This is a genomic window from Providencia sp. PROV268 (genome assembly GCF_028477805.1).
Taxonomy (GTDB): domain Bacteria; phylum Pseudomonadota; class Gammaproteobacteria; order Enterobacterales; family Enterobacteriaceae; genus Providencia; species Providencia stuartii.
In genome coordinates this window covers 47,609-67,913 of sequence record NZ_JAMPLW010000025.1, presented here as the reverse complement: position 1 = coordinate 67,913, position 20,305 = coordinate 47,609, and the positions used below count along the sequence as shown (strand labels likewise).

14 protein-coding genes and 3 tRNA genes are annotated in these 20,305 nt (G+C 42.1%); 10 read left to right on the top strand and 7 right to left on the bottom strand.

The features are described 5' to 3' along the window. Positions 1-17 precede the first annotated feature (17 nt). From ptrA to PR699_RS16900, 4 genes are read left to right on the top strand one after another with little or no spacing between them, the layout of a single operon-like run. Positions 18-2,915, top strand: a complete 2,898-nt coding sequence (gene ptrA / locus PR699_RS16915; RefSeq protein WP_014657665.1) for a pitrilysin — start codon at positions 18-20, stop codon at positions 2,913-2,915. A gap of 5 nt (positions 2,916-2,920) precedes the next feature. Further along, positions 2,921-6,529: an exodeoxyribonuclease V subunit beta gene (recB, locus tag PR699_RS16910; RefSeq protein ID WP_237069602.1), complete on the top strand. Its 3,609-nt coding sequence runs from the start codon at positions 2,921-2,923 to the stop codon at positions 6,527-6,529. Further along, positions 6,529-8,385 (top strand): exodeoxyribonuclease V subunit alpha, encoded by a 1,857-nt coding sequence (gene recD, locus PR699_RS16905; protein WP_180977811.1) that lies wholly within the window; start codon positions 6,529-6,531, stop codon positions 8,383-8,385. Before recB ends, recD begins: the two co-directional genes overlap by 1 nt. 50 nt (positions 8,386-8,435) lie before the next feature. Next, complete coding sequence (locus tag PR699_RS16900) at positions 8,436-9,005, top strand: hypothetical protein (protein WP_004924935.1); 570 nt, start codon at positions 8,436-8,438, stop codon at positions 9,003-9,005. A gap of 53 nt (positions 9,006-9,058) precedes the next feature. Here the strand turns inward: PR699_RS16900 and argA are convergent, their stop codons facing one another. Then, positions 9,059-10,402: an amino-acid N-acetyltransferase gene (gene argA, locus PR699_RS16895; protein ID WP_014657668.1), complete on the bottom strand. Its 1,344-nt coding sequence runs from the start codon at positions 10,400-10,402 to the stop codon at positions 9,059-9,061. 246 nt (positions 10,403-10,648) lie between these two features. Between argA and amiC the strand changes: the two genes are divergently transcribed. Beyond that, positions 10,649-11,899 carry an N-acetylmuramoyl-L-alanine amidase AmiC gene (amiC, locus tag PR699_RS16890; RefSeq protein WP_014657669.1) on the top strand — a complete coding sequence of 417 codons (1,251 nt, stop codon included), beginning with the start codon at positions 10,649-10,651 and terminating at the stop codon, positions 11,897-11,899. 96 nt (positions 11,900-11,995) lie between these two features. Here amiC and PR699_RS16885 read toward each other — a convergent pair. The 3 genes from PR699_RS16885 to PR699_RS16875 form a co-directional block, all read right to left on the bottom strand. Continuing rightward, positions 11,996-12,072 (bottom strand) — tRNA-Met (locus PR699_RS16885). A 29-nt stretch (positions 12,073-12,101) separates the two neighbouring features. Further along, positions 12,102-12,178, bottom strand: a tRNA-Met gene (locus PR699_RS16880). A gap of 31 nt (positions 12,179-12,209) precedes the next feature. Then, positions 12,210-12,286: transfer RNA gene (locus tag PR699_RS16875), tRNA-Met, on the bottom strand. Between the two features lie 339 nt (positions 12,287-12,625). On the opposite strand from PR699_RS16875, the gene mltA reads away from it, so the two are divergent. Next, complete coding sequence (gene mltA / locus PR699_RS16870; protein WP_004924922.1) at positions 12,626-13,717, top strand: murein transglycosylase A; 1,092 nt, start codon at positions 12,626-12,628, stop codon at positions 13,715-13,717. A 21-nt stretch (positions 13,718-13,738) separates the two neighbouring features. Then, entirely contained in the window at positions 13,739-14,557 is an 819-nt protein-coding gene (tcdA, locus tag PR699_RS16865; protein WP_014657670.1) for a tRNA cyclic N6-threonylcarbamoyladenosine(37) synthase TcdA, read from the top strand. A gap of 25 nt (positions 14,558-14,582) precedes the next feature. Here the strand turns inward: tcdA and csdE are convergent, their stop codons facing one another. Beyond that, entirely contained in the window at positions 14,583-15,044 is a 462-nt protein-coding gene (gene csdE / locus PR699_RS16860; RefSeq protein WP_004924917.1) for a cysteine desulfurase sulfur acceptor subunit CsdE, read from the bottom strand. A 9-nt stretch (positions 15,045-15,053) separates the two neighbouring features. After that, a complete protein-coding gene (gene csdA, locus PR699_RS16855; protein WP_014657672.1) occupies positions 15,054-16,262 on the bottom strand; it encodes a cysteine desulfurase CsdA in 1,209 nt (402 codons plus the stop codon). Positions 16,263-16,874: 612 nt separating this feature from the next. Between csdA and PR699_RS16850 the strand changes: the two genes are divergently transcribed. From PR699_RS16850 to rlmM, 3 genes are all read left to right on the top strand, one after another. Beyond that, complete coding sequence (locus tag PR699_RS16850) at positions 16,875-17,816, top strand: transcriptional regulator GcvA (protein WP_004916582.1); 942 nt, start codon at positions 16,875-16,877, stop codon at positions 17,814-17,816. A gap of 145 nt (positions 17,817-17,961) precedes the next feature. Continuing rightward, entirely contained in the window at positions 17,962-18,357 is a 396-nt protein-coding gene (locus PR699_RS16845) for a DUF423 domain-containing protein (protein WP_014657673.1), read from the top strand. Continuing rightward, on the top strand, positions 18,350-19,447 hold the full coding sequence (rlmM, locus tag PR699_RS16840; protein WP_004916579.1) for a 23S rRNA (cytidine(2498)-2'-O)-methyltransferase RlmM: 1,098 nt from the start codon (positions 18,350-18,352) through the stop codon (positions 19,445-19,447). The genes PR699_RS16845 and rlmM overlap by 8 nt, the downstream gene beginning before the upstream one ends. Positions 19,448-19,535: 88 nt before the next feature. Here the strand turns inward: rlmM and xni are convergent, their stop codons facing one another. Beyond that, positions 19,536-20,294: a flap endonuclease Xni gene (gene xni / locus PR699_RS16835; protein ID WP_014657674.1), complete on the bottom strand. Its 759-nt coding sequence runs from the start codon at positions 20,292-20,294 to the stop codon at positions 19,536-19,538. Positions 20,295-20,305: the final 11 nt, after the last annotated feature.

Below are 20,305 nucleotides of genomic sequence, written 5' to 3'. Positions count from 1 at the left end.
AAGGGGAGCATTAAAGGATGCTACGTTTATCCAAAAGTATCGCTCAATTTTTCTTGTTGTTGGCCTTAGTGGCTTGGGGGGGAGCGGTAGCCGCACAACCCCTTTGGCAAGTTTTACCTGAGACTATCAATAAGAGTGAAAATGACCCAAGAACTTATCAAGCCATCAAGTTAAATAATGGCATGGTTGTTCTATTGGTGTCCGATCCTAAAGCGACAAAGTCATTAGCGGCGGTATCCATTCCTGTTGGAAGTCTAGAAAATCCAGATAGTCAATTGGGGTTAGCGCACTATTTAGAACACATGGTGTTGATGGGCTCTAAAAAATATCCAGAACCAAGCAGTTTGTCTGAGTTTTTGCAAAAACACGGTGGTAGTCATAATGCAAGTACTGCCGCTCATCGTACTGCTTATTATTTGGAAGTTGAAAATAGTGCACTTCAACAAGCAACCGATCGATTGGCTGATGCATTGGCAGATCCATTGCTCGACCCAACTAATGCAGACAGAGAGCGTAATGCGGTCAATGCTGAACTGACGATGGCGCGCTCCCGTGATGGCATGCGGTTATGGCAGGTTCGTTCGGAAACGTTAAATCCTCAGCATCCGAACTCACGTTTTTCCGGTGGGAACTTAGAGACGCTACAAGATAAACCGAACAGTAAATTACAAGCAGAGCTGGTGGGTTTTTATAAGCAATACTACTCTGCAAATTTGATGAATGGTGTGCTTTATGGCGACCAGTCTATAGAGTCATTGGCAAAAATAGCAGCAGAAACCTTTGGACGCATCCCAGATCGTCAAGTCACTGCACCATCGACAGATGTGCCAGCCGTTACAGATAACGAAAAGGGGATTATCATTCACTATGTTCCCGCTCAGCCACAAAAAGCAATTCAGCTTGAGTTTAGCATAAAAAACAATATGGCTGACTTTCGTAGTAAAAGTGATGAGTATATTGGTTACCTAATTGGGAATCGCAGCCCAGGTACGCTTGCTGATTGGTTAATATCTCAAGGGCTTGCCGAAGGGATCAGTGCGTCATCAACACCAAATGCAGATCGCAATGATGGTGTTTTCTCAATTTATATTACGTTAACCGATAAAGGGTTAGCAGAGCGCGATCAGATTATTGCGGCTGTTTTCTCTTATATCGATTTACTGAAAAAAGACGGTATTAATAAAAATTATTTTGAAGAAATTGCTAATGTACTGAATCTCTCTTTTCGTTATGGCTCCATTGTCAGAGATATGAATTACATTGAGTGGTTATCAGACCAAATGATCAATGTACCAGTGAAGCATGTACTGGACTCAGATTATATTGCTGACAAGTATGATCCTGCTGCCATTAAGGCTCGTCTATCTGAATTAACGGCAAAAGATGCGAGGATTTGGTTTATTAGCCCGGATGAGCCTCATAACAAAAAAGCTTACTTTGTGAATGCACCTTATCAGGTTGATAAAATTACAGAAAAGCAGTTAGCACAATGGGATAAATTGGAATCTAAAATGAAATTTAGATTGCCTGAATTAAACCCATACATTCCTGATAACTTGTCATTAATTAAGGTTGATAAGACATATAAGCACCCAGAGCTTATCTATCAAACAGATAACACTCGAGTGCTCTATATGCCTAGCCAATATTTCGCGGACGAACCGAAGGCAACAATTAATTTATCTCTTAGAACGAAAGAGGGGATGCAGGATGCTAAATCGCAAGTGACAGGCGCGTTACTGCAATATATCGCTTCTTTAAAAATGGATGAATTGCAATACCAAGCATCCGTTGCTGGGATGTCTGTTTCTGTTTCCCAAGGACTTGGCTTACAGTTTAATGCGAGTGGTTATACACAGCATTTACCTGAGTTGTTTTTATCAATGACCAAGCTTTATGTCAGCTTTGAACCTACCGAAAGGGAACTGGCTCAGGCGAAATCTTGGTATCAGGAGCAAATTAAAGTTGCTAATAATGCCAAAGCTTATGAATTAGCGATGCAACCACTGCGTCGTATCGATACCGTACCTTATTTTGAGCAAGAAGAACGGTTATCAGTGCTTGATAGCATTTCGCTAAAAGATATTACAGATTATCGTAGCAAAGTTGTGGATAGTGCAGCGCTACAGGCGATGGTTATTGGTAATTTAACCGATAAACAAAGTGTGAAAGTGATCCAAGATGCCCAAAAGTTACTTAAGAGCAAAGGAACAAATTGGTGGCGTGGTGATATCGTCGTTGTTGATAAACCATATTTAGCGGATTTCCATCACCAAGCTCAAAGTACAGATAACGCTTTGGCAGAGATATTTATCCCTGAAGGTTACAGCCGTATTGAAGGGGCGGTATTGTCTGGCCTTCTGTCTAATATCATTCAGCCTTGGTTTTACGATCAACTAAGAACAAATGAGCAACTTGGGTATGCGGTTTTTGCTTTCAAAGTTGGGTTAGGTGACCAGTGGGGAATTGGTTTCTTATTGCAAAGTAACGCAAAAACACCGGACTACTTGAACTCTCGTTACCAAGAGTTTTATCAAGTTGCGCTCGATAAGCTGAACAAACTACCAGCCCAAGAGTTTGAACAGTATAAACAATCGATTATTACTGAAATGAAACAACCTCCACAAACTTTCTATGAAGAGGTTGGACGTTATTCTTCAGACTTTAACCGCAATATTTTTACGTTCGATACCCGAGAGAACGTACTCGCGTTATTTGAGAAAGTGACTCAGCAGCAAGTGATTGAGTACTACCAAAAAGCGGTGATGAAACGTCAAGGGTTAGCGTTGGCATCTCAAGTTATTGGTCAAGATGTCAATGAAAAAACAGGATATGCACCACTAAAAGGCTGGGTGTTCTATCCGAATGCGTCAGAATTTCAAAAAATCTTGCCAGTTAAGGAAGATGCGAAGTGAGTAAAATGCAGATAAGTTCCCAATTGTTAGATGCTTTTTCGTTACCATTACAAGGCCAACGGTTAATTGAAGCCTCTGCGGGTACAGGCAAAACCTATACGATAGGGATACTCTATCTGCGTTTACTATTAGGGTTAGGGGGGGAGAATGCTTTCCCCCGACCTCTTACAGTTGAAGAAATTCTCGTAGTGACATTTACAGAAGCCGCAACTAATGAATTACGAGGGCGTATACGTGAGCGAATTCATAAAATGCGCCTTGCTTGTATCCGTGATGGGGTCGGTTTCGAAAAAGAGCCGGAATATTTAGAGCTACTCTCGCAAATTCCAACACCAGAGCAACGTGAGTTTGCCATAAATTGGTTACTTACCGCTGAGCGTCAAATGGATGAAGCTGCGATTTATACCATTCATGGCTTTTGTCAGAGAATGTTAGTTCACAATGCTTTTGAATCAGGCGTTTTATTTGAACAGACGATGATCCAAGATGAACTTCCGATTCAAAAGCAAGCTTGTGCTGATTTTTGGCGGCGTCATTTCTATCCACTCGATTATTCAATGGCAAAAGTTGTTTTGTCACAATGGAATAGTCCGGAAGCATTACTGGCGGATATTAAGCCTTTTTTACAAGGTGATATGCCATACATAGTTAATGAAACGCCAAATAAAGAAACCTTTGAAGAGCGTCACCAGCGTTTAATCGAACTCATTACTCAAGTGAAGTCTTTATGGCTAGCAGGGGGCTCTGAAATTGAAAAACGGATTGTTAGCTCGGATGTTGATAAACGTAGTTATAGCTCGCGCTTTTTACCGAGCTGGTTAGATAAAATGGCACGCTGGGCAGAGGAAGAAACACAAGATTACCAACTGCCAAAAGAAATTATTCGGTTTTCGCAAGCTGCCTTACATGATAAATCGAAAAGTGGCTCAGGCCCTGAGCACGAGGTATTCGCGCTCATTGATGAACTTCTTTCGCAATCCCTAACCATTAAAGATCTGATTATTCCCGTTGCCATAACAGAAGTTAGGCAAAACATTGCCCGAGAAAAACACAGTAGAGGCGAAATGGGGTTTGATGATTTGCTCACTCGCTTAGATAACGCATTAAAAAAGCAGGGCGGAGATTACTTAGCTAAAGCCATTAGCCAGCGTTTCCCTGTTGCGATGATTGATGAGTTTCAGGATACCGACCCTCAACAATATCGTATTTTTCAGCGGATTTATCATGAGGTTGAAAATAGTGCATTGTTATTTATTGGTGACCCTAAACAAGCTATTTATGCGTTTCGCGGCGCTGATATTTTTACTTACATTGCAGCGAAAAAGCAGGTTAGTGCTCACTATACACTAGAAACTAACCATCGCTCCTCCGAGCAAATGGTTGAAGCTGTTAACCGTATTTTTAGCCATTGCGAAAAACCTTTTATTTTTGAGCAGATCCCATTTAACCCTGTCAACTTTGCAGCCAAAAATGCGGGCAAGATATTAAAGCATCATGGTCAAGCAGTAAAAGCGCTAACATTTTGGCAAATTGATGCAGAAGCGGTTTCTATTGCTGATTATGAGCAAACAATGGCATCACAATGCGCCGCACAGATCAGTCAATGGTTACAAGGGGGAGCTGAGGGAACAAGCTTATTTCAGCATAGTGATGGAAAACAACATCCGGTTTCTGCGGCTGATATTACAGTCTTGGTGAGAAGCCGACGTGAAGCAACACTGATCCGTGATGCACTCAATCAGTTGGGTATCCCATCTGTCTTCCTATCGAATAGAGAAAGTGTTTTTGCGACCCAAGAAGCGCGTGACCTTTTATGGATCTTACAAGCGGTACTGTCGCCAGAAAAAGAGCGTATTTTACGTAGTGCACTAGCAACGGGAACTTTAGGGCTAAACGCCAAAGAGATTGATGCGCTAAATTACGATGAAAAGGCATGGGAAGCGCTGGTGGATGAGTTTTCTCAATACGCGCTAATTTGGCGTAAGCGCGGGGTTCTGCCGATGCTTCGGGTTCTGATGGCGGAGCGCCATATTGCAGAATCATTGCTTTCTGCCGTGGAAGGTGAACGTCGTTTAATGGATTTGATGCATATTGGTGAACTGCTTCAAGAGATGTCTCTTCAATTAGAAGGTGAGCACACATTAGTGCGTTGGTTAACACAGCAAATTGCTCATCCTGATCATCAATCGAACGCACAGCAAATGCGTTTAGAAAGTGATAAACACCTAGTTCAAATCAGTACCATCCACAAATCAAAAGGCCTTGAATACAAGATTGTTTGGCTGCCATTTGCGAGTAATTTTTTACCACAATCAAAGGCGCTGTACCATGACAGGGAGAATTACGGCACTCATTTAGACTTAGATGATAGTGAAGAGAACGTTGCGCTTGCGGATGAAGAGCGTTTGGCGGAAGACTTACGGCTACTCTATGTTGCCTTAACACGTGCAATCTATCATTGTAGTGTTGGTATTGCGCCAATAATTAAAGGTAACCGCAAGAAAAGTGGTGAAACCGACCTACACTTATCTGCTTTGGGGTATTTAATTCAAAAGGGGGAAGCGGGGGATTTTAGCTTACTCAATAAAGGATTAGCAGAGCTTGCCGGTACTGCGATTAGTGTGGAGCGCATTGAGTATACAGAATCTATCTCAATGTCTTTTGATCAAGATGATAATGAGTCATTGTCAGCTAGGGATATTACTCGCTTCTTTGACTACCATTGGAGAGTAACCAGTTATTCAGGGTTGAGCTATAGTAGTGGTCATAGTGGCAGTGGTAATGAGCAAGCGATAAGTGCTGAGCAGCTTGCGACCTCACTGGCACCTAAAATAGATGTGGAAGCTAGCTTAGATGCCACTTTACCAGAAATCGATGAATTTACGTTGACACCACATCTGTTTCCCCGCGGAACTGCACCGGGAACTTTTCTTCATGAACTTATGGAAGAAATGGACTTTTCACAAGAGATCCCCCTTGAATGGTTAGTTGAGAAATTGCAAGGAGCAGGGTTTGATACCAAATGGGCTGACATGTTACAGGCATGGTTGGCGGCTATTGTGGATGCGCCACTGGCAGATGATGGTTTATGCTTGTCTGCATTAGCGCCTCAAGATATGTTAGATGAACTACAGTTTTATCTTCCTATTGATAACTTGCTTCAAGCTGAAGATGTTGATCGCATTACTCATCGATATGATCCGCTATCTGCGGCTTGCCCTCCGCTTAATTTTGAAAAAGTACAAGGTATTTTAAAAGGGTTTATCGATTTAACGTTTTTATGGAAAGGGAAATTTTATCTCCTTGATTATAAATCAAATTACCTCGGTGATGATGCGGCTAGCTATACGCAATCTGCGATGGCTGAAGCGATGATTGACCACCGTTATGATCTTCAATATCAATTATATTCATTAGCGCTGCATCGTTACCTTAAACAGCGATTACCTAACTATCAGTATGATGTTCATTTTGGTGGCGTCTATTACCTCTTTCTTCGTGGCATTGATCGGGTAGAGTCAAAAAATGGTATTTTTTATTATCGGCCAGAAAAGGCATTTATCGACGAACTGGACCGACTATTTCGTAACGCACAAGAGGGAAGTGAGCCATGATGAAAGCGCTGTTTAATAAAGCGCTCGAAGCGCGATTATTCACTCCCCTTGATATCCAGTTTGCTTATAACATTACACAAGAGCAAAACCCAACATTATTACTGCTTACCGCATTATTGAGTGCTGAGACGATGGCGGGGCATGTCTGCTTGTCATTATCTGATTTCAGTCAGGAAAAACTGTTTGCAGGGCGCCATCCTGAACTTGCAGACGAATTTTGGCACGCAATAGGCACACCTGATCCAGAAACCATTTATCACCTAGTTAAAAACGCCCCTTTTGTCTGCCTAGCGGGGGAAAGTGAATTATCCCCCTTGGTGTTATCGGGGGAGTTTTTATATTTTCAGCGGCTATGGCAATATGAGCAAAGTGTTTCAGACTACTTTTCACACACCGGACTACCTCAATATGATGCTCAGCGCATTAAAGGAATATTAGACGCTCTTTTCCCGCAAAGTGATGAAATTGACTGGCAAAAAATAGCTGCCGCAGTGGCTGTCACTAGCCGAGTTTCCGTGATTTCAGGGGGGCCTGGCACGGGGAAAACAACCACAGTTGCTCGAATTTTAGCGGCATTGGTTAAATTGGCTGTAGAGAATAAACAACGTATTCAAATTGAATTAGCAGCGCCGACAGGTAAAGCTGCGGCACGTTTAACAGAGTCGTTGGGGGCAGCACTCGATGGCTTGTCATTGACCGATGAAGAGCGACATATGTTGCCTAATCAGGCAAAAACACTGCATAGGCTATTAGGGGCACAACCTGAAAGCCAGCAATTCCGCTATCACCGTGATAATTTATTAACACTGGATATTTTGATTGTTGACGAGGCTTCCATGGTGGATTTACCCATGATGGGTAAATTAATCGAAGCCTTGCCAGTAAATGCCAAATTGATCTTTTTAGGGGATAAAGATCAATTAGCATCCGTCGAAGCGGGGGCTGTACTTGGAGATATTTGCCAATTTGCGGATCAAGGATATAGCCCTCAACGTGCCCAAGAATTGGCTCAACTGACAGGATACGCACTCGATCACTTTACATCAAATACAGGCCCTTTGATCAGAGATAGCCTCTGCCTACTGCGTAAAAGTTACCGTTTTTCGGCTTCTTCGGGTATCGGGCAGCTTGCTTTTGCGGTTAATGATGGAGATACCAAGCGTGCTGAAAAGTTATTAAACAGCACATTAAATGACGTGCATACTTATTTACAAGAAAGTGAGGATGATTATGCACAGATGTTGATAGCGGCATCTAATTTCTATCGAGATTATCTTCTATCAGTAAAAGCTAGACAGGATCCGGCTGAGATTTTATTTAAATTTAATCAATTTCGTTTGTTGACAGCTTTGAGAGATGGCCCCTATGGTGTAACAGGGATAAACGAAAAATTAGAAAAACTGCTTCATCGGCAGGGGCTTATTCATCGGCCATTAAACCAAATAAATAAACATTATGCAGGTAGGCCAATTATGATCAGCCGAAATGATAGTCCATTAGGGCTATTTAATGGCGATATAGGGATAATCCTGCCTGATGAAGAAGGGGCACTTAGAGCTTATTTTCAGTATCCCGATGGCTCAATTAAGGGGATCCAACCTAATCGGTTGCCTTTACATGAAACAGCATATGCAATGACTGTACATAAATCACAAGGTTCAGAGTTTGCTCATACCGCCTTAGTACTACCGAAGGTATATTCACCAGTCGTCACTCGAGAGCTTGTGTATACTGCAATAACTCGCGCCAAAAAAGAACTTTCTTTGTATTGCACGATTAAGATTTTACGCCGTGCCATTGAGACACCGACGAAACGACGTAGTGGCTTAGCAATACAGCTCATGAATGTAAAATAAACGTAGTAGCCTTGGCTACATAATTAGACTTAAATGCAAAAGGTAATAATATGGATACCCAGCCAACAACGACGGCAATAACAGTCACACTTAAAGCGAGAATTCAGCCAGAAAGACGTGCAGACTTAGAAGATGCCTTTATGCATGTTATGCAAAGTATGGAAAAAGATATTCATGTGACAGGTGGTGGCACGTTACTTTCAGACAATGGTGAAATTGATGAGTGTGATATTGAGTTATCTGTTGCAGAGGCGAATGATGAAAATATCAGCTTAATTATTCAATTGTTTTCATCCATGTTGGCGCCGAAAGGATCACGTTTAGTTATTCATGGTGAAGACATTGTGATTGAATTTGGTGATGAAGAAGGGTTAGCCCTTTATTTAAATGGTACTGATTTGCCCGACGAAGTTTATGAAAATAGCGATATTAACGATATTTTCGATAAATTAGACGAGGCTGTAGAAGATATTGGTGCGATCCATGGTGTGTGGGAAGGCCCTACAGAAACAGCGTTCTATTTCTATGGCGCATCATTTGCCGAAATGTCATCACTGCTACAACCTTTAATCGATAGCATACCGCTATGCCAAAAATCAAGAGTGGTACAAATCGCCTAGGTTGATTGACTAACCTGACAGTAAGTAAATTGTCAGGTTAGTCGAGCTAAAGTCTATTTATCGGCTTTTGCATGTAAATCTAGCATCAAAATTTTAGAACGGCGTTGGTAGTTATATAGCGCCTGTTTTTTCAATGGCAACATCTCAATCTCTGCGGGAATAAAGCCCCTTTCTTGGAACCAATGAATACTACGTGTGGTTAAAACAAATAGCTTTGCTAACCCTAATTGCTTAGCCTGTAGGGAAACACGATGTAAAAGTTCTTCTCCCCGCGAAGAGCTACGGTAGTCAGGATGCACGGCGACACAAGCCATTTCCCCCAGTTTTTCTTCGGGGTAAGGGTAGAGAGCCGCACAAGCAATCACTAAGTTATCTCGTTCAATGATCGTAAATTTATCGATTTCCATCTCAAGTTGCTCCCGTGAACGTCTTACAAGGATGCCTTGCTGCTCAAGAGGGCGAATTAACTCAAGAATACCGCCGATATCATTAATATTAGCACGACGGATTTGTTCGGCGCTTTCCATGACAATTTGCGTACCAATGCCATCGCGCGAAAAGAGCTCTTGGATTAGCGAGCCATCTTCTTGATAACTTAATAAATGGCTGCGACGAACACCGCGGCGGCAAGCTTTCGCCGCGCCACGTAAAAAGCGCACAGTACCTGAATAATAATCCCCTTCGGATTCCAGCTCTTGGATCCTATCTTCGGCTTCATCGGGAAATAATTCTGATAAAATATTGCCATCTTTATCAGCGACTCCTTGTGAAGAACAAAAGCCGATTAACTTTTCAGCCTTCATTTTCACTGCGAGTTGAGTGGCTATTTCCTCAGAAGTGAGATTAAAACTTTCACCAGTAACAGACACGGCAACCGGACCAATAAGTACGATAGAGCCATTATCCAGTTGTTTATTGATAGCATCTTCATCAATGCGGCGGATACGCCCGCTATGGCAGTAATCAACGCCATCATCCACACCGAGTGGTTGCGCGATCACAAAGTTACCGCTGACAACACTAATATGAGCGCCTTGTAAAGGTGTGTTACTCAGACTCATCGATAAACGAGCCGTAATATCAAGTAATAAGGCACCAGAGGCTTGCTTAACGTATTCAAGTGTATTCGCATCCGTTACGCGGGTATGTTTATGATAAACAGCCTCATAATTATGCTCGGCTAAAATATCTTCGATTTGAGGGCGAGCGCCGTAAACTACGATGATGCGGATACCAAGACTATGTAATAATCCTATATCATTGACAATACTCGGAAAATTCTCATGCGCAATTGCTTCTCCACCAAGCATAATAATAAATGTTTTGCCGCGGTGGGCATTGATATAAGGAACCGAATGGCGAAACTCATCTACCAATTCGGTGCTGCGCTCTTTCATAACCACCCTCTTAACTGAATTTTTATTCGCTATTAATGTATTTTTATTCTTTTTAGCGATAAATATCAAGCAAAATATAGGATAAGACTTGTAACATTTTTATTATTTGGGTTTACATATCTCTATATTTAAATGTGTATTCTTGATGACAGTATGCGAATGATTCGCTAGAGTTTATGTTTCTGGCCTCTATTTGGCTTTTGTTCTAAAATCACCTGATATTCAGTTTTAGGTTCGGAATTATTGATGAGTCACCCAGATCACTGTCCATCTAAACGCCGCCTTTTACAAGGAGCGGCAGCGGTTATGTTGCTTAGTGTCAGCCCATTTGGCTTTGCTGCGAATACAAATGTGATCGCAGTACGTATCTGGCCTGCATCAAGTTATACGCGCGTGACGCTAGAATCGAGTGCTCCATTAAAATATCGCCAGTTGGTACTGCATAACCCTGAACGCATCGTTATCGATTTGGAAGGGGTACAGCTGAACAACATTCTGAAGCAGATGGGAACTCAAATCCAATCTCGCGACCCGCATTTAAAATTAGTACGGGTCGGGCAGTTTGATCCAAAAACAGTGCGTCTTGTTTTTGAAGTCAAAAATAAAGTCAGCCCACAGATTTTTACTATCGCGCCCGTTGCTGAATTTAAAAACCGTTTGGTGTTAGATTTCTATCCGGGTAAAGGGGTAGAAACATCGGACGATCCATTGCTTGCCTTATTGGAAGATTATAATAAAGGCGATTTAGAAGAGAAAATGCCTGCTCAGGCGAAGAAACCGGGTAAAGCAGGTCGAGATCGCCCCATTATTATTATGATTGACCCAGGGCATGGGGGGGAAGATCCCGGCGCAATGGGGAAATACAAAACGCGAGAAAAAGATGTGGTTTTACAAATCGCTCGCCGTTTGAAAGCGTTAATCGATAAAGATCCCAAAATGCGTGCCTATATGACTCGTAACGAGGATGTATTTATTCCATTGAAGGTTAGGGTCGCTAAGGCTCGAAAAATGCAGGCAGACTTGTTTGTTTCGATTCACGCTGATGCCTTTACCAATCGCTCAGCTCACGGTTCATCTGTGTTTGCCTTATCGACTAAAGGTGCCACCAGTAATACCGCTCGTTACCTCGCTCAGACACAGAACGAGGCTGACTTAATTGGTGGGGTGAGCAAAAGTGGTGATGTTTACCTTGACCATACCATGCTTGATTTAGTGCAAACAGCAACCATTAATGACAGCCTCAAATTTGGTGATGAGGTTTTAAAGCGCATGGGCAAAGTCAATCGGCTACATAAAAATAAAGTTGATCAGGCAGGCTTTGCGGTATTGAAGGCGCCGGAGATCCCTTCAATCTTGGTTGAAACAGCCTTTATCAGTAACTTAGAAGAAGAGCGTAAATTGAAAACCGCGAAGTTCCAGCAGCAGATGGCGGAATCTATCTTCCAAGGGATTAAAGCCTATTTTCGTAATGGCGGCGAATTAGCGATTAGAAATTAGCCGCTAGAATAAAATCGATAAATTAGAAAAGGTGACTGGCTGAAAAGTGAGTTGCCTTTTTTATTATTGCATTGATTTAATAGGAAAAATAAGAATTGGTTGCGGGGGCCGGATTTGAACCAACGACCTTCGGGTTATGAGCCCGACGAGCTACCAAGCTGCTCCACCCCGCGACTGAAGAGGTAAATATAACAGGGGATATTGGTTGCGGGAGCCGGATTTGAACCGACGACCTTCGGGTTATGAGCCCGACGAGCTACCAGGCTGCTCCATCCCGCGCCTGAAATATTTTTGATACTAATTTGAAGATTGGTTGCGGGGGCCGGATTTGAACCGACGACCTTCGGGTTATGAGCCCGACGAGCTACCAAGCTGCTCCACCCCGCGTCCGATAGCGGGCACTATACTCGGGATGAGATCTGATGCAAGTTTTTTTGTGTATTTTTTTCAAATTTCCGCATAGATAGAACAAAATATACACTTAGTGGTCAAATATTAATCATTTTAATGGGGCGGTGAGATTGATTAACAGGCAATAGGCTAAATCCTTTTTTTAGAGTCGATGATAAAAAATAAATGTGAATTATCCATTGCGGGGAAAAATAATAACCAGTAATAAGTCCACAATTTGTACGGCGATAGGAGAGTAAGTATTTTTAGCCGTTTCATTCTTTATGTGGGTTTGCTATTGTGCGCTTCATATTGGATTGGAGTGGGCGATATAACATGAAATTATGGCAAAAATGGTGTGTAGCAGGTGCGTTTGTATCTTTACTTGTTGGCTGTCAATCTCACCCGACAGATCAAGGGCAGCAGTATAAAGATGGACGTTTAAAGCAAGATCTTCAGCAAGTAAGCCAAGTAAATGTTCAAGGGCGCCCAATCAATTCACAAGATTTTTATCGGCAAGTTAATGAAATCAAGAATGCGTCACCGCGTTTGTTTCAAGGTAACAATGATACCTATCATGCGATTGAAAACTGGCTAGTTGCAGGGGGAGATCCTAAAAAACTGGCGAGTTTCAACTTAACCGCCTTTCAAATGGAAGGGGTGGATAATTATGGTAACGTACAATTTACTGGGTATTACACGCCGGTTATCCAAGCTCGCCGTACCAAACAGGGGGAATTTCAGCACCCACTTTATGCAATGCCACCTAAAGGGAAAAAACGCCTCCCCAGCCGAGCCGCGATATACAATGGTGCTTTAAGCGATAAACTCATTCTAGCCTACAGTAACTCCGCCATGGATAACTTTATGATGGAAGTTCAAGGTAGCGGCTATGTGGATTTTGGTGATGGTAGCCCGCTGAATTTCTTTGGTTATGCGGGGAAAAATGGGCATGCTTATAAGAGCATAGGTAAAGTGCTTGTCGATCGTGGTGAAGTGCCGTTAGAGAAAATGTCACTGCAAGCGATCCACGATTGGGCGAATAGCCATAGCGAACAAGAAGTGCGCGAATTACTCGAACAAAATGCTTCCTTTGTTTTCTTCAAACCACAATCATTTGTTCCTGTCAGAGGCGCTAGTGCAGTACCGTTAATTGCTAAAGCATCAGTCGCATCGGATAAAACACTTATTCCGCCAGGCACAGCGCTATTAGCAGAAATACCTGTACTTGATAATGCAGGGAAATTTACGGGACGCTATGAAATGCGTATGATGATTGCCCTAGATGTTGGTGGTGCAATTAAAGGACATCATTTCGATATCTATCATGGAACAGGTCATGAAGCAGGTAGAATGGCCGGTTTTTATAATCATTACGGAAGAGTGTGGGTGTTGAAAAAGAGCCAGCCACTTTTCGGTCATATGTAGTTATTAAGGTTACTATTTACTATGCAAACTAAGCTTTCAGATGCTTGGATGCAGCGTTTTGCTGGGATCGGACGTCTTTATGGACAGCAAGCGCTATCACTTTTTGCTCGTTCTCATATTTGTGTTATTGGGATTGGGGGCGTCGGCGTTTGGGCTGCGGAAGCACTCGCACGGACGGGAATAGGGCAGATTACCCTGATTGATATGGATGATATCTGTATCACTAATACCAATCGTCAGTTACATGCACTTAAATCCACAGTGGGTCAGCCAAAAGTTGAAGTCATGAAAGCACGGATTTTAGAAATAAATCCTGAATGCGTTGTGAATATCGTGGATGATTTTGTGAGCGTAGATAATGTGGCTGAGCTGCTCTCTACGGGGTTTGATTATGTTATTGATGCCATCGATAGTGTCAGGCCGAAGGCGGCTCTGTTGGCCTACTGTCGGCGTTATAAAATCCCCGTTGTAACGACAGGGGGCGCAGGAGGGCAAATCGACCCAACTCAGATCCAAGTAACAGACTTAGCGAAAACGATCCAAGATCCCCTTGCCGCAAAATTACGTGAGCGCCTGAAATCCGATTTTAATGTTGTTAAAAATAGCAAAGGTAAATTAGGCATAGACTGCGTATTTTCAACAGAGCAATTAGTTTATCCGCAAAGTGATGGCTCCGTCTGTGCGGCTAAAAGTACCGCTGACGGCTCTAAAAGAATGGATTGCGCTTCAGGCTTTGGGGCGGCAACGATGGTGACAGCAAGTTTTGGTTTTATTGCAGTATCACATGCTCTGAAGAAGATGGTCGCAAAATTAGAGCGGGAAAATTCGCTCAAAAGCTGAGGCTATTTTCATAGCCTCTAGTACATTATTCGGCAGGTGTCATTTCGCTGGCAAAGTTGCGAATAGTCGTTATTAATGCGGCTATTCCATTTTGTCGTGATTCACTGAGTTGGCCAGATAACCCAGTTCTATTCAAAATATCCTCAAAATCGACAGCGAGGATCGCTTGGCTATTTTTTTGTTCCACTGCGGCTAATAAAATCGCAAATAGCCCTTTAACAACGCGTCCTTCACTATCGCCATAAAAATGAAATGTTTGGTCATCGTTGAGTCTTGCACCAATCCACACTCTGTTTTCGCAACCTTTCACTTCCTGAGTCTGCTGCTTTTGCTCATCAGTCAGAGTCGGTAGTTGACGAGCGAGTTGGATAAGCAAGCGATATTTATCTTCCCACGCTTTTTGTGCTGAAAATTGTTCAATAATCTCTTCAATTTTCAGCGTCGTACCGAAAGGGTGTGGAACAAATGTCGATATTATTGAAGTCATTCGGCTTCCTTATTCATCATTCAGTATTGAGAGTGCAAATTTTACTGCGTTAATAAATTTATCAATATCTTGCTGATCATTGTAAGGCATGACAGAGATGCGTAAGCAGCCTGTAATAGCAATTGCATCCATTAATGGTTGCGTACAATGTTGCCCATAGCGTAATGCAATTTTTTGTTCAGTCAACAATAGGCCCAAATCGCTATGATGTATGCCAGCGAAATTAAAGGAAAGTAGCGGAGTATTAGGCTGGCTATAGCAGATAAACCCCTCTAATTTGCTGAGTTCTTCGTATGCGTAGTGGATGAGTGAACAACAATAGGCCTCAGATTGGTGTAAATCGATGTGAGATAACCAGTCAAGAGTGGCCGAAAAGGCAATGACGCCAGCGATATTTGGTGTGCCAGCTTCAAAACAATAAGGAACAGGAGCGGGAGTAAAGCCCTCAAAATTAACTTCTGATAACATTTTACCGCCACCATGCCATGGTGACATCGCAGCCAACAACTGTGGTTTGCCATAGCAAACGCCAAGCCCAGTTGGGCCATATAATTTATGGGCGGAGAAAGCATAAAAATCGATATTCAAAGCGGTGACATCAATTGGGGCATGTACCACACCTTGTGCGCCATCAACGACAACGAGCGCCCCAGCCGCATGAGCTAGTGACGTTACTGCTGCTAAATTTGGTTGATAGCCAGTTACGTTTGACATCTGGGTGATAGCGATCACTTTGCTACGTGGATTAAGTAGCGGCTTAAGGCTTTCAATATCGAGGGTGTAGTGTTGAGTGACAGGCCATTTGACAATTTTTGCACCAGTTTGCTGTGCAAGAATCAGCCAAGGTAATAAATTAGAGTGGTGTTCTAATTCGCTAACAATAATTTCATCATTTGCTGTTAAATGATTTCTAAAATAACTTTGGGCAATAAGGTTAATGGACTCGGTGGTTCCTCGGGTCCAAATAATGGTATTTTCACTCTCTGCATTAATCAATTTCGCGACACGTTTCCTGCCTTGTTCATAATTTTCAGTAATTCGTAACGACTCTGGAGATTGACCTCGATAAACTGAACTGCCAGAGTGACGGTAATAGTTATCTGCGGCTTCAATCATTGAGTTTGGTTTTAAGGCTGTTGCTGCACTATCAAGATGAATCGTTTGAGAATTGATAGCTGGAAATTGTTTTCGAAATTGTGTTGCAGAAAAATGGTACATTATATGTGTTCTTTATCTAAATATTTGGCGTTTGGTTTGTAATCATAATTATTGATGATATTCTCGATTTATTCATCGAAATCTTTTGTTACATTTAATTTTACCGCTGGTTTTTATTAGAGCTTTAGAAAAAATTAGGGAAATGATTATGCCTTTTACTGCATATTGCAATCATTTTTCTTTTGTCTTTTCGGTGATCTCATCTTTGGATGGGGAAAATTCAAGAATTATCTTAAATATTTAACTGATAATATTTTTTGTAAACTGGTTAAAACCTGTCTTGAAAATGTTATTTGCAATTGTTAGGCAAAAAAAAGCACCGCAATTAAAGCGGTGCATCATAAAATCACTATGGACAGACAGGGTAAATGTACAGGAAGTGAAAAAAAACAGTAGCTAAAGCTACAAAGTCTGGCATTCCCAGACAACTTGCAAACACAACATCACAACCACAAAGCCAAAAGTTTCAAAGTAACTAAACTCTGTAACTTTTCGTTCCGGCTTAGGAAGTGTGCATACTATAGGTATTTACTGGCGTATCCTCAATGGACAATTTATAATGCTTCGGATGAGAAAAACTAATGCGTATAACCCTATCAAGTAGAAGTGATTATGTCTAAAAGATTACCGCCACTTAATGCGTTAAGAGTGTTTGATGCTGCCGCTCGTCATTTAAGTTTTACTAAAGCGGCGGAAGAGTTGTTTGTGACCCAAGCCGCTGTGAGTCACCAAATGAAAAGTTTGGAAGATTTCCTCGGGTTAAAGTTATTTCGTCGGCGCAATCGTTCTTTGCTGTTAACAGAAGAAGGTCAAAGTTATTATCTTGATATTAAAGAAATATTTTCTTCTATTAATGAGGCGACAAGGAAATTACAGGCGCGAAGTGCTAAGGGAGCATTAACGGTTAGTTTATCCCCTAGTTTTGCAATACAGTGGCTTGTCCCGCGTCTTTCTAGCTTTAACCAAGCTTATCCGGGGATTGATGTTCGTATTCAGGCCGTTGATAGGGAAGAAGATAAATTAGCGGATGATGTTGATGTGGCTATTTTCTATGGGCGAGGAAATTGGTCTGGTCTAAGGACGGATAGGCTGTATGCTGAATATTTAATGCCAGTTTGTTCTCCGTTATTATTAACGGGGGCGCATCAATTAAAGCAGCCTGAAGACTTAGTCAATCATACGTTATTACATGATTCTTCTCGTCGGGATTGGCAAGCTTATATTCGCCAATTAGAATTGCACAATATTATCAATGTACAACAAGGCCCTATTTTTAGTCATAGTGCTATGGTCATTCAAGCCGCAGTACATGGTCAGGGTGTCGCTTTAACAAATAATGTTATGGCAAAAAATGAAATTGATGCAGGTCGTTTGGTTTGCCCATTCAACGAGGTATTGGTGAGTAAAAACGCGTTTTACCTTGTTTGTCAGGAAAACCAAGCTGATTTGGGAAAAATAGCTGCATTTCGTCAATGGATCTTGACTCAAGCAGCAAGCGAGCAAGAAAAACTGGGGTTTATTACGGGTGACCAAGATATGGCGCTTATTCAGTAATCATATATACCCGTTATTTTTCAAGTTGCAGTTGGTTGCATAGATAGGTAAAACGGCACTCAGTTTATCGTGTTTATCGGGATTTTAAATTAACCCCTTGATGCAACTGGGATTATTTAGGGTATGGTTAATAAAAGGTGTTACTGTGAATAGTCGTTTGATGTTAATTTTTGCTGGGATTAGTGGCTTTTTTACTGTGGCTTTTGGTGCCATTGGCTCTCATGCGCTTTCGTCGATTATGAGTGCTCATCAGATGGAATGGATTGAAATCGGTTTGCGGTATCAGATGCTACATACAGTAGCTTTAATGGTGCTAGGGGCGATTTTATTGCGTAAAGTGGTTCTATGGTTTTACTGGTGTGGCGTTTTTTTCGCCGTAGGCATACTTCTTTTCAGTGGTAGCCTTTATTGTATGGCCTTGTTACAGGTAAAATACTTTTCCTATTTTACGCCAATAGGGGGAGTTTGTTTTCTTATTGGCTGGCTGTTGGTCGTTATCGGCGCTATGCGTCTAAGGAAACCGGCGTTACGCCATGAGTAATAAAATTGCATTATATTGCCGTCCAGGCTTTGAAAAAGAGTGTGCGGCCGAAATTACAGATAAAGCTGGGCAAAAAGAGGTTTATGGTTTTGCGCGCGTCAAAGAAAATAGCGGTTATGTTATTTTTGAATGCTATCAAGCTGAAGATGCCGATAAACTTGCCCGCGAGCTACCTTTTCGTGAGCTGATTTTTGCTCGTCAAATGTTTGTGGTTGGGGAACTGCTTAAAGATTTACCTCCAGAAGATCGTGTTACCCCCATTGTGAATGCGCTGAGCCAGCAGGTTGAACGAGCAGGCGATCTTCGCGTTGAAGTTGCTGATACTAATGAAAGCAAAGAGTTGATGAAATTTTGCCGTAAATTTACGGTGCCTTTGCGTAATGCTTTACGACAAGAAAAAGTTTTACTGGCTAAAGAGAATTTCAAACGTCCGGTTATCCATGTTTTCTTTATTGCTTCAGGCTGTTGTTATACCGGATATTCTTACAGTTCGAATAGCTCGCCATTTTATATGGGGATCCCTCGGCTTAAGTTTCCATCGGATGCACCTAGTCGCTCAACATTGAAATTAGAAGAGGCATTTCACATATTTATCCCTTACGATGAGTGGGATGAGCGGCTAGCAAGCGGTATGAATGCGGTGGATCTTGGTGCATGTCCGGGGGGATGGACCTACCAATTAGTTAAGCGCAGTATGATGGTTCATGCCGTGGATAATGGTCCGATGGCGCAAAGCTTGATGGACACGGGGCAAGTTAGGCACCATCAAGTCGATGGTTTTAAATTCGAGCCAAATACGAAAAATATTACTTGGTTGGTGTGTGATATGGTTGAAAAACCGGCGAAAGTCGCTGCGTTAATCACGGAGTGGCTATTGCATGGGTGGTGCCGTGAAACCATTTTCAACTTAAAGCTACCGATGAAAAAGCGCTATGAGGAAGTGTCTCATATCCTTGAAAAGATGCGTACACAATTGGCAGAAAATGGCATCAATGTGCGGATCCAAGCGAAACAGCTGTACCATGACCGCGAAGAAATTACCGTTCATGTACAACGTATTTGGTCTGCTTATGCACCAATACGCGACTAAATCTGATATTTAGTAAGAACATATCATATAGCAAAAACTGCTTCCTAAACGCTGGTTAACAGTGAATGAAGAGGCAGTTTTTTATTGCTTATGGTTTGGGGTGATAGCGCAATTGGTTCAGGTTCCCTTGCAACTGAATATCTGTTCTTAAGGTTGCAATATCGCGGCAAACTTTTGCTATATCAAACTGACCAATAAGCTTTTTTCTCCATTTTTCATCAACGCTATCTAAATGAGCAAATAAGTTCTCAATGGAGTGGTATTGTTGTAGCAGTTGTGTGGCACTTTTAGCACCAATTCCCGCGACACCAGGCACTTTACTGCTGCTGATCCCCGCTAACCCCCAGTAATCAGGTAATTGGCAAGGTTTTACGCCAAATTCTTTTTCGATAAAAGGCACATCTAACCAGCGTTTTTGAAAATAGTCGCGAATACGAATTGAAGGCGACAGTAGTTGGCAATAGCCTTTATCAGTAGAAACGATAGTGACAGTTTGCCCTGCATCGGCGATTTTCTTGGCTAAAGTTGCCGCTAAATCATCCGCTTCGTCACCACTTGATTGCCAGCAGTGGACGCCTTTTGCATCGAATTGTTTGACTAATGAAGGTAGCTCAGCATATAAATTTTCAGGCATGGGCTGACGGCCTGCTTTATAGTCAGGCAGTTTTTCATGCCGCCAGCTATTGTGCCTACCTTCCTCATCGAATACTGCAACAATATGGGTCGGTGAGGTGTGAGAGATAAGCTGTGCTACCGCAGATAAGCAGGCATCGCCGCAAGGACTGCCTTGTACGGCGTGTATGCGGCGAATTAAATTAAGTGCATCAATTATCAGTAAGTGGATCATAAAATTTACGC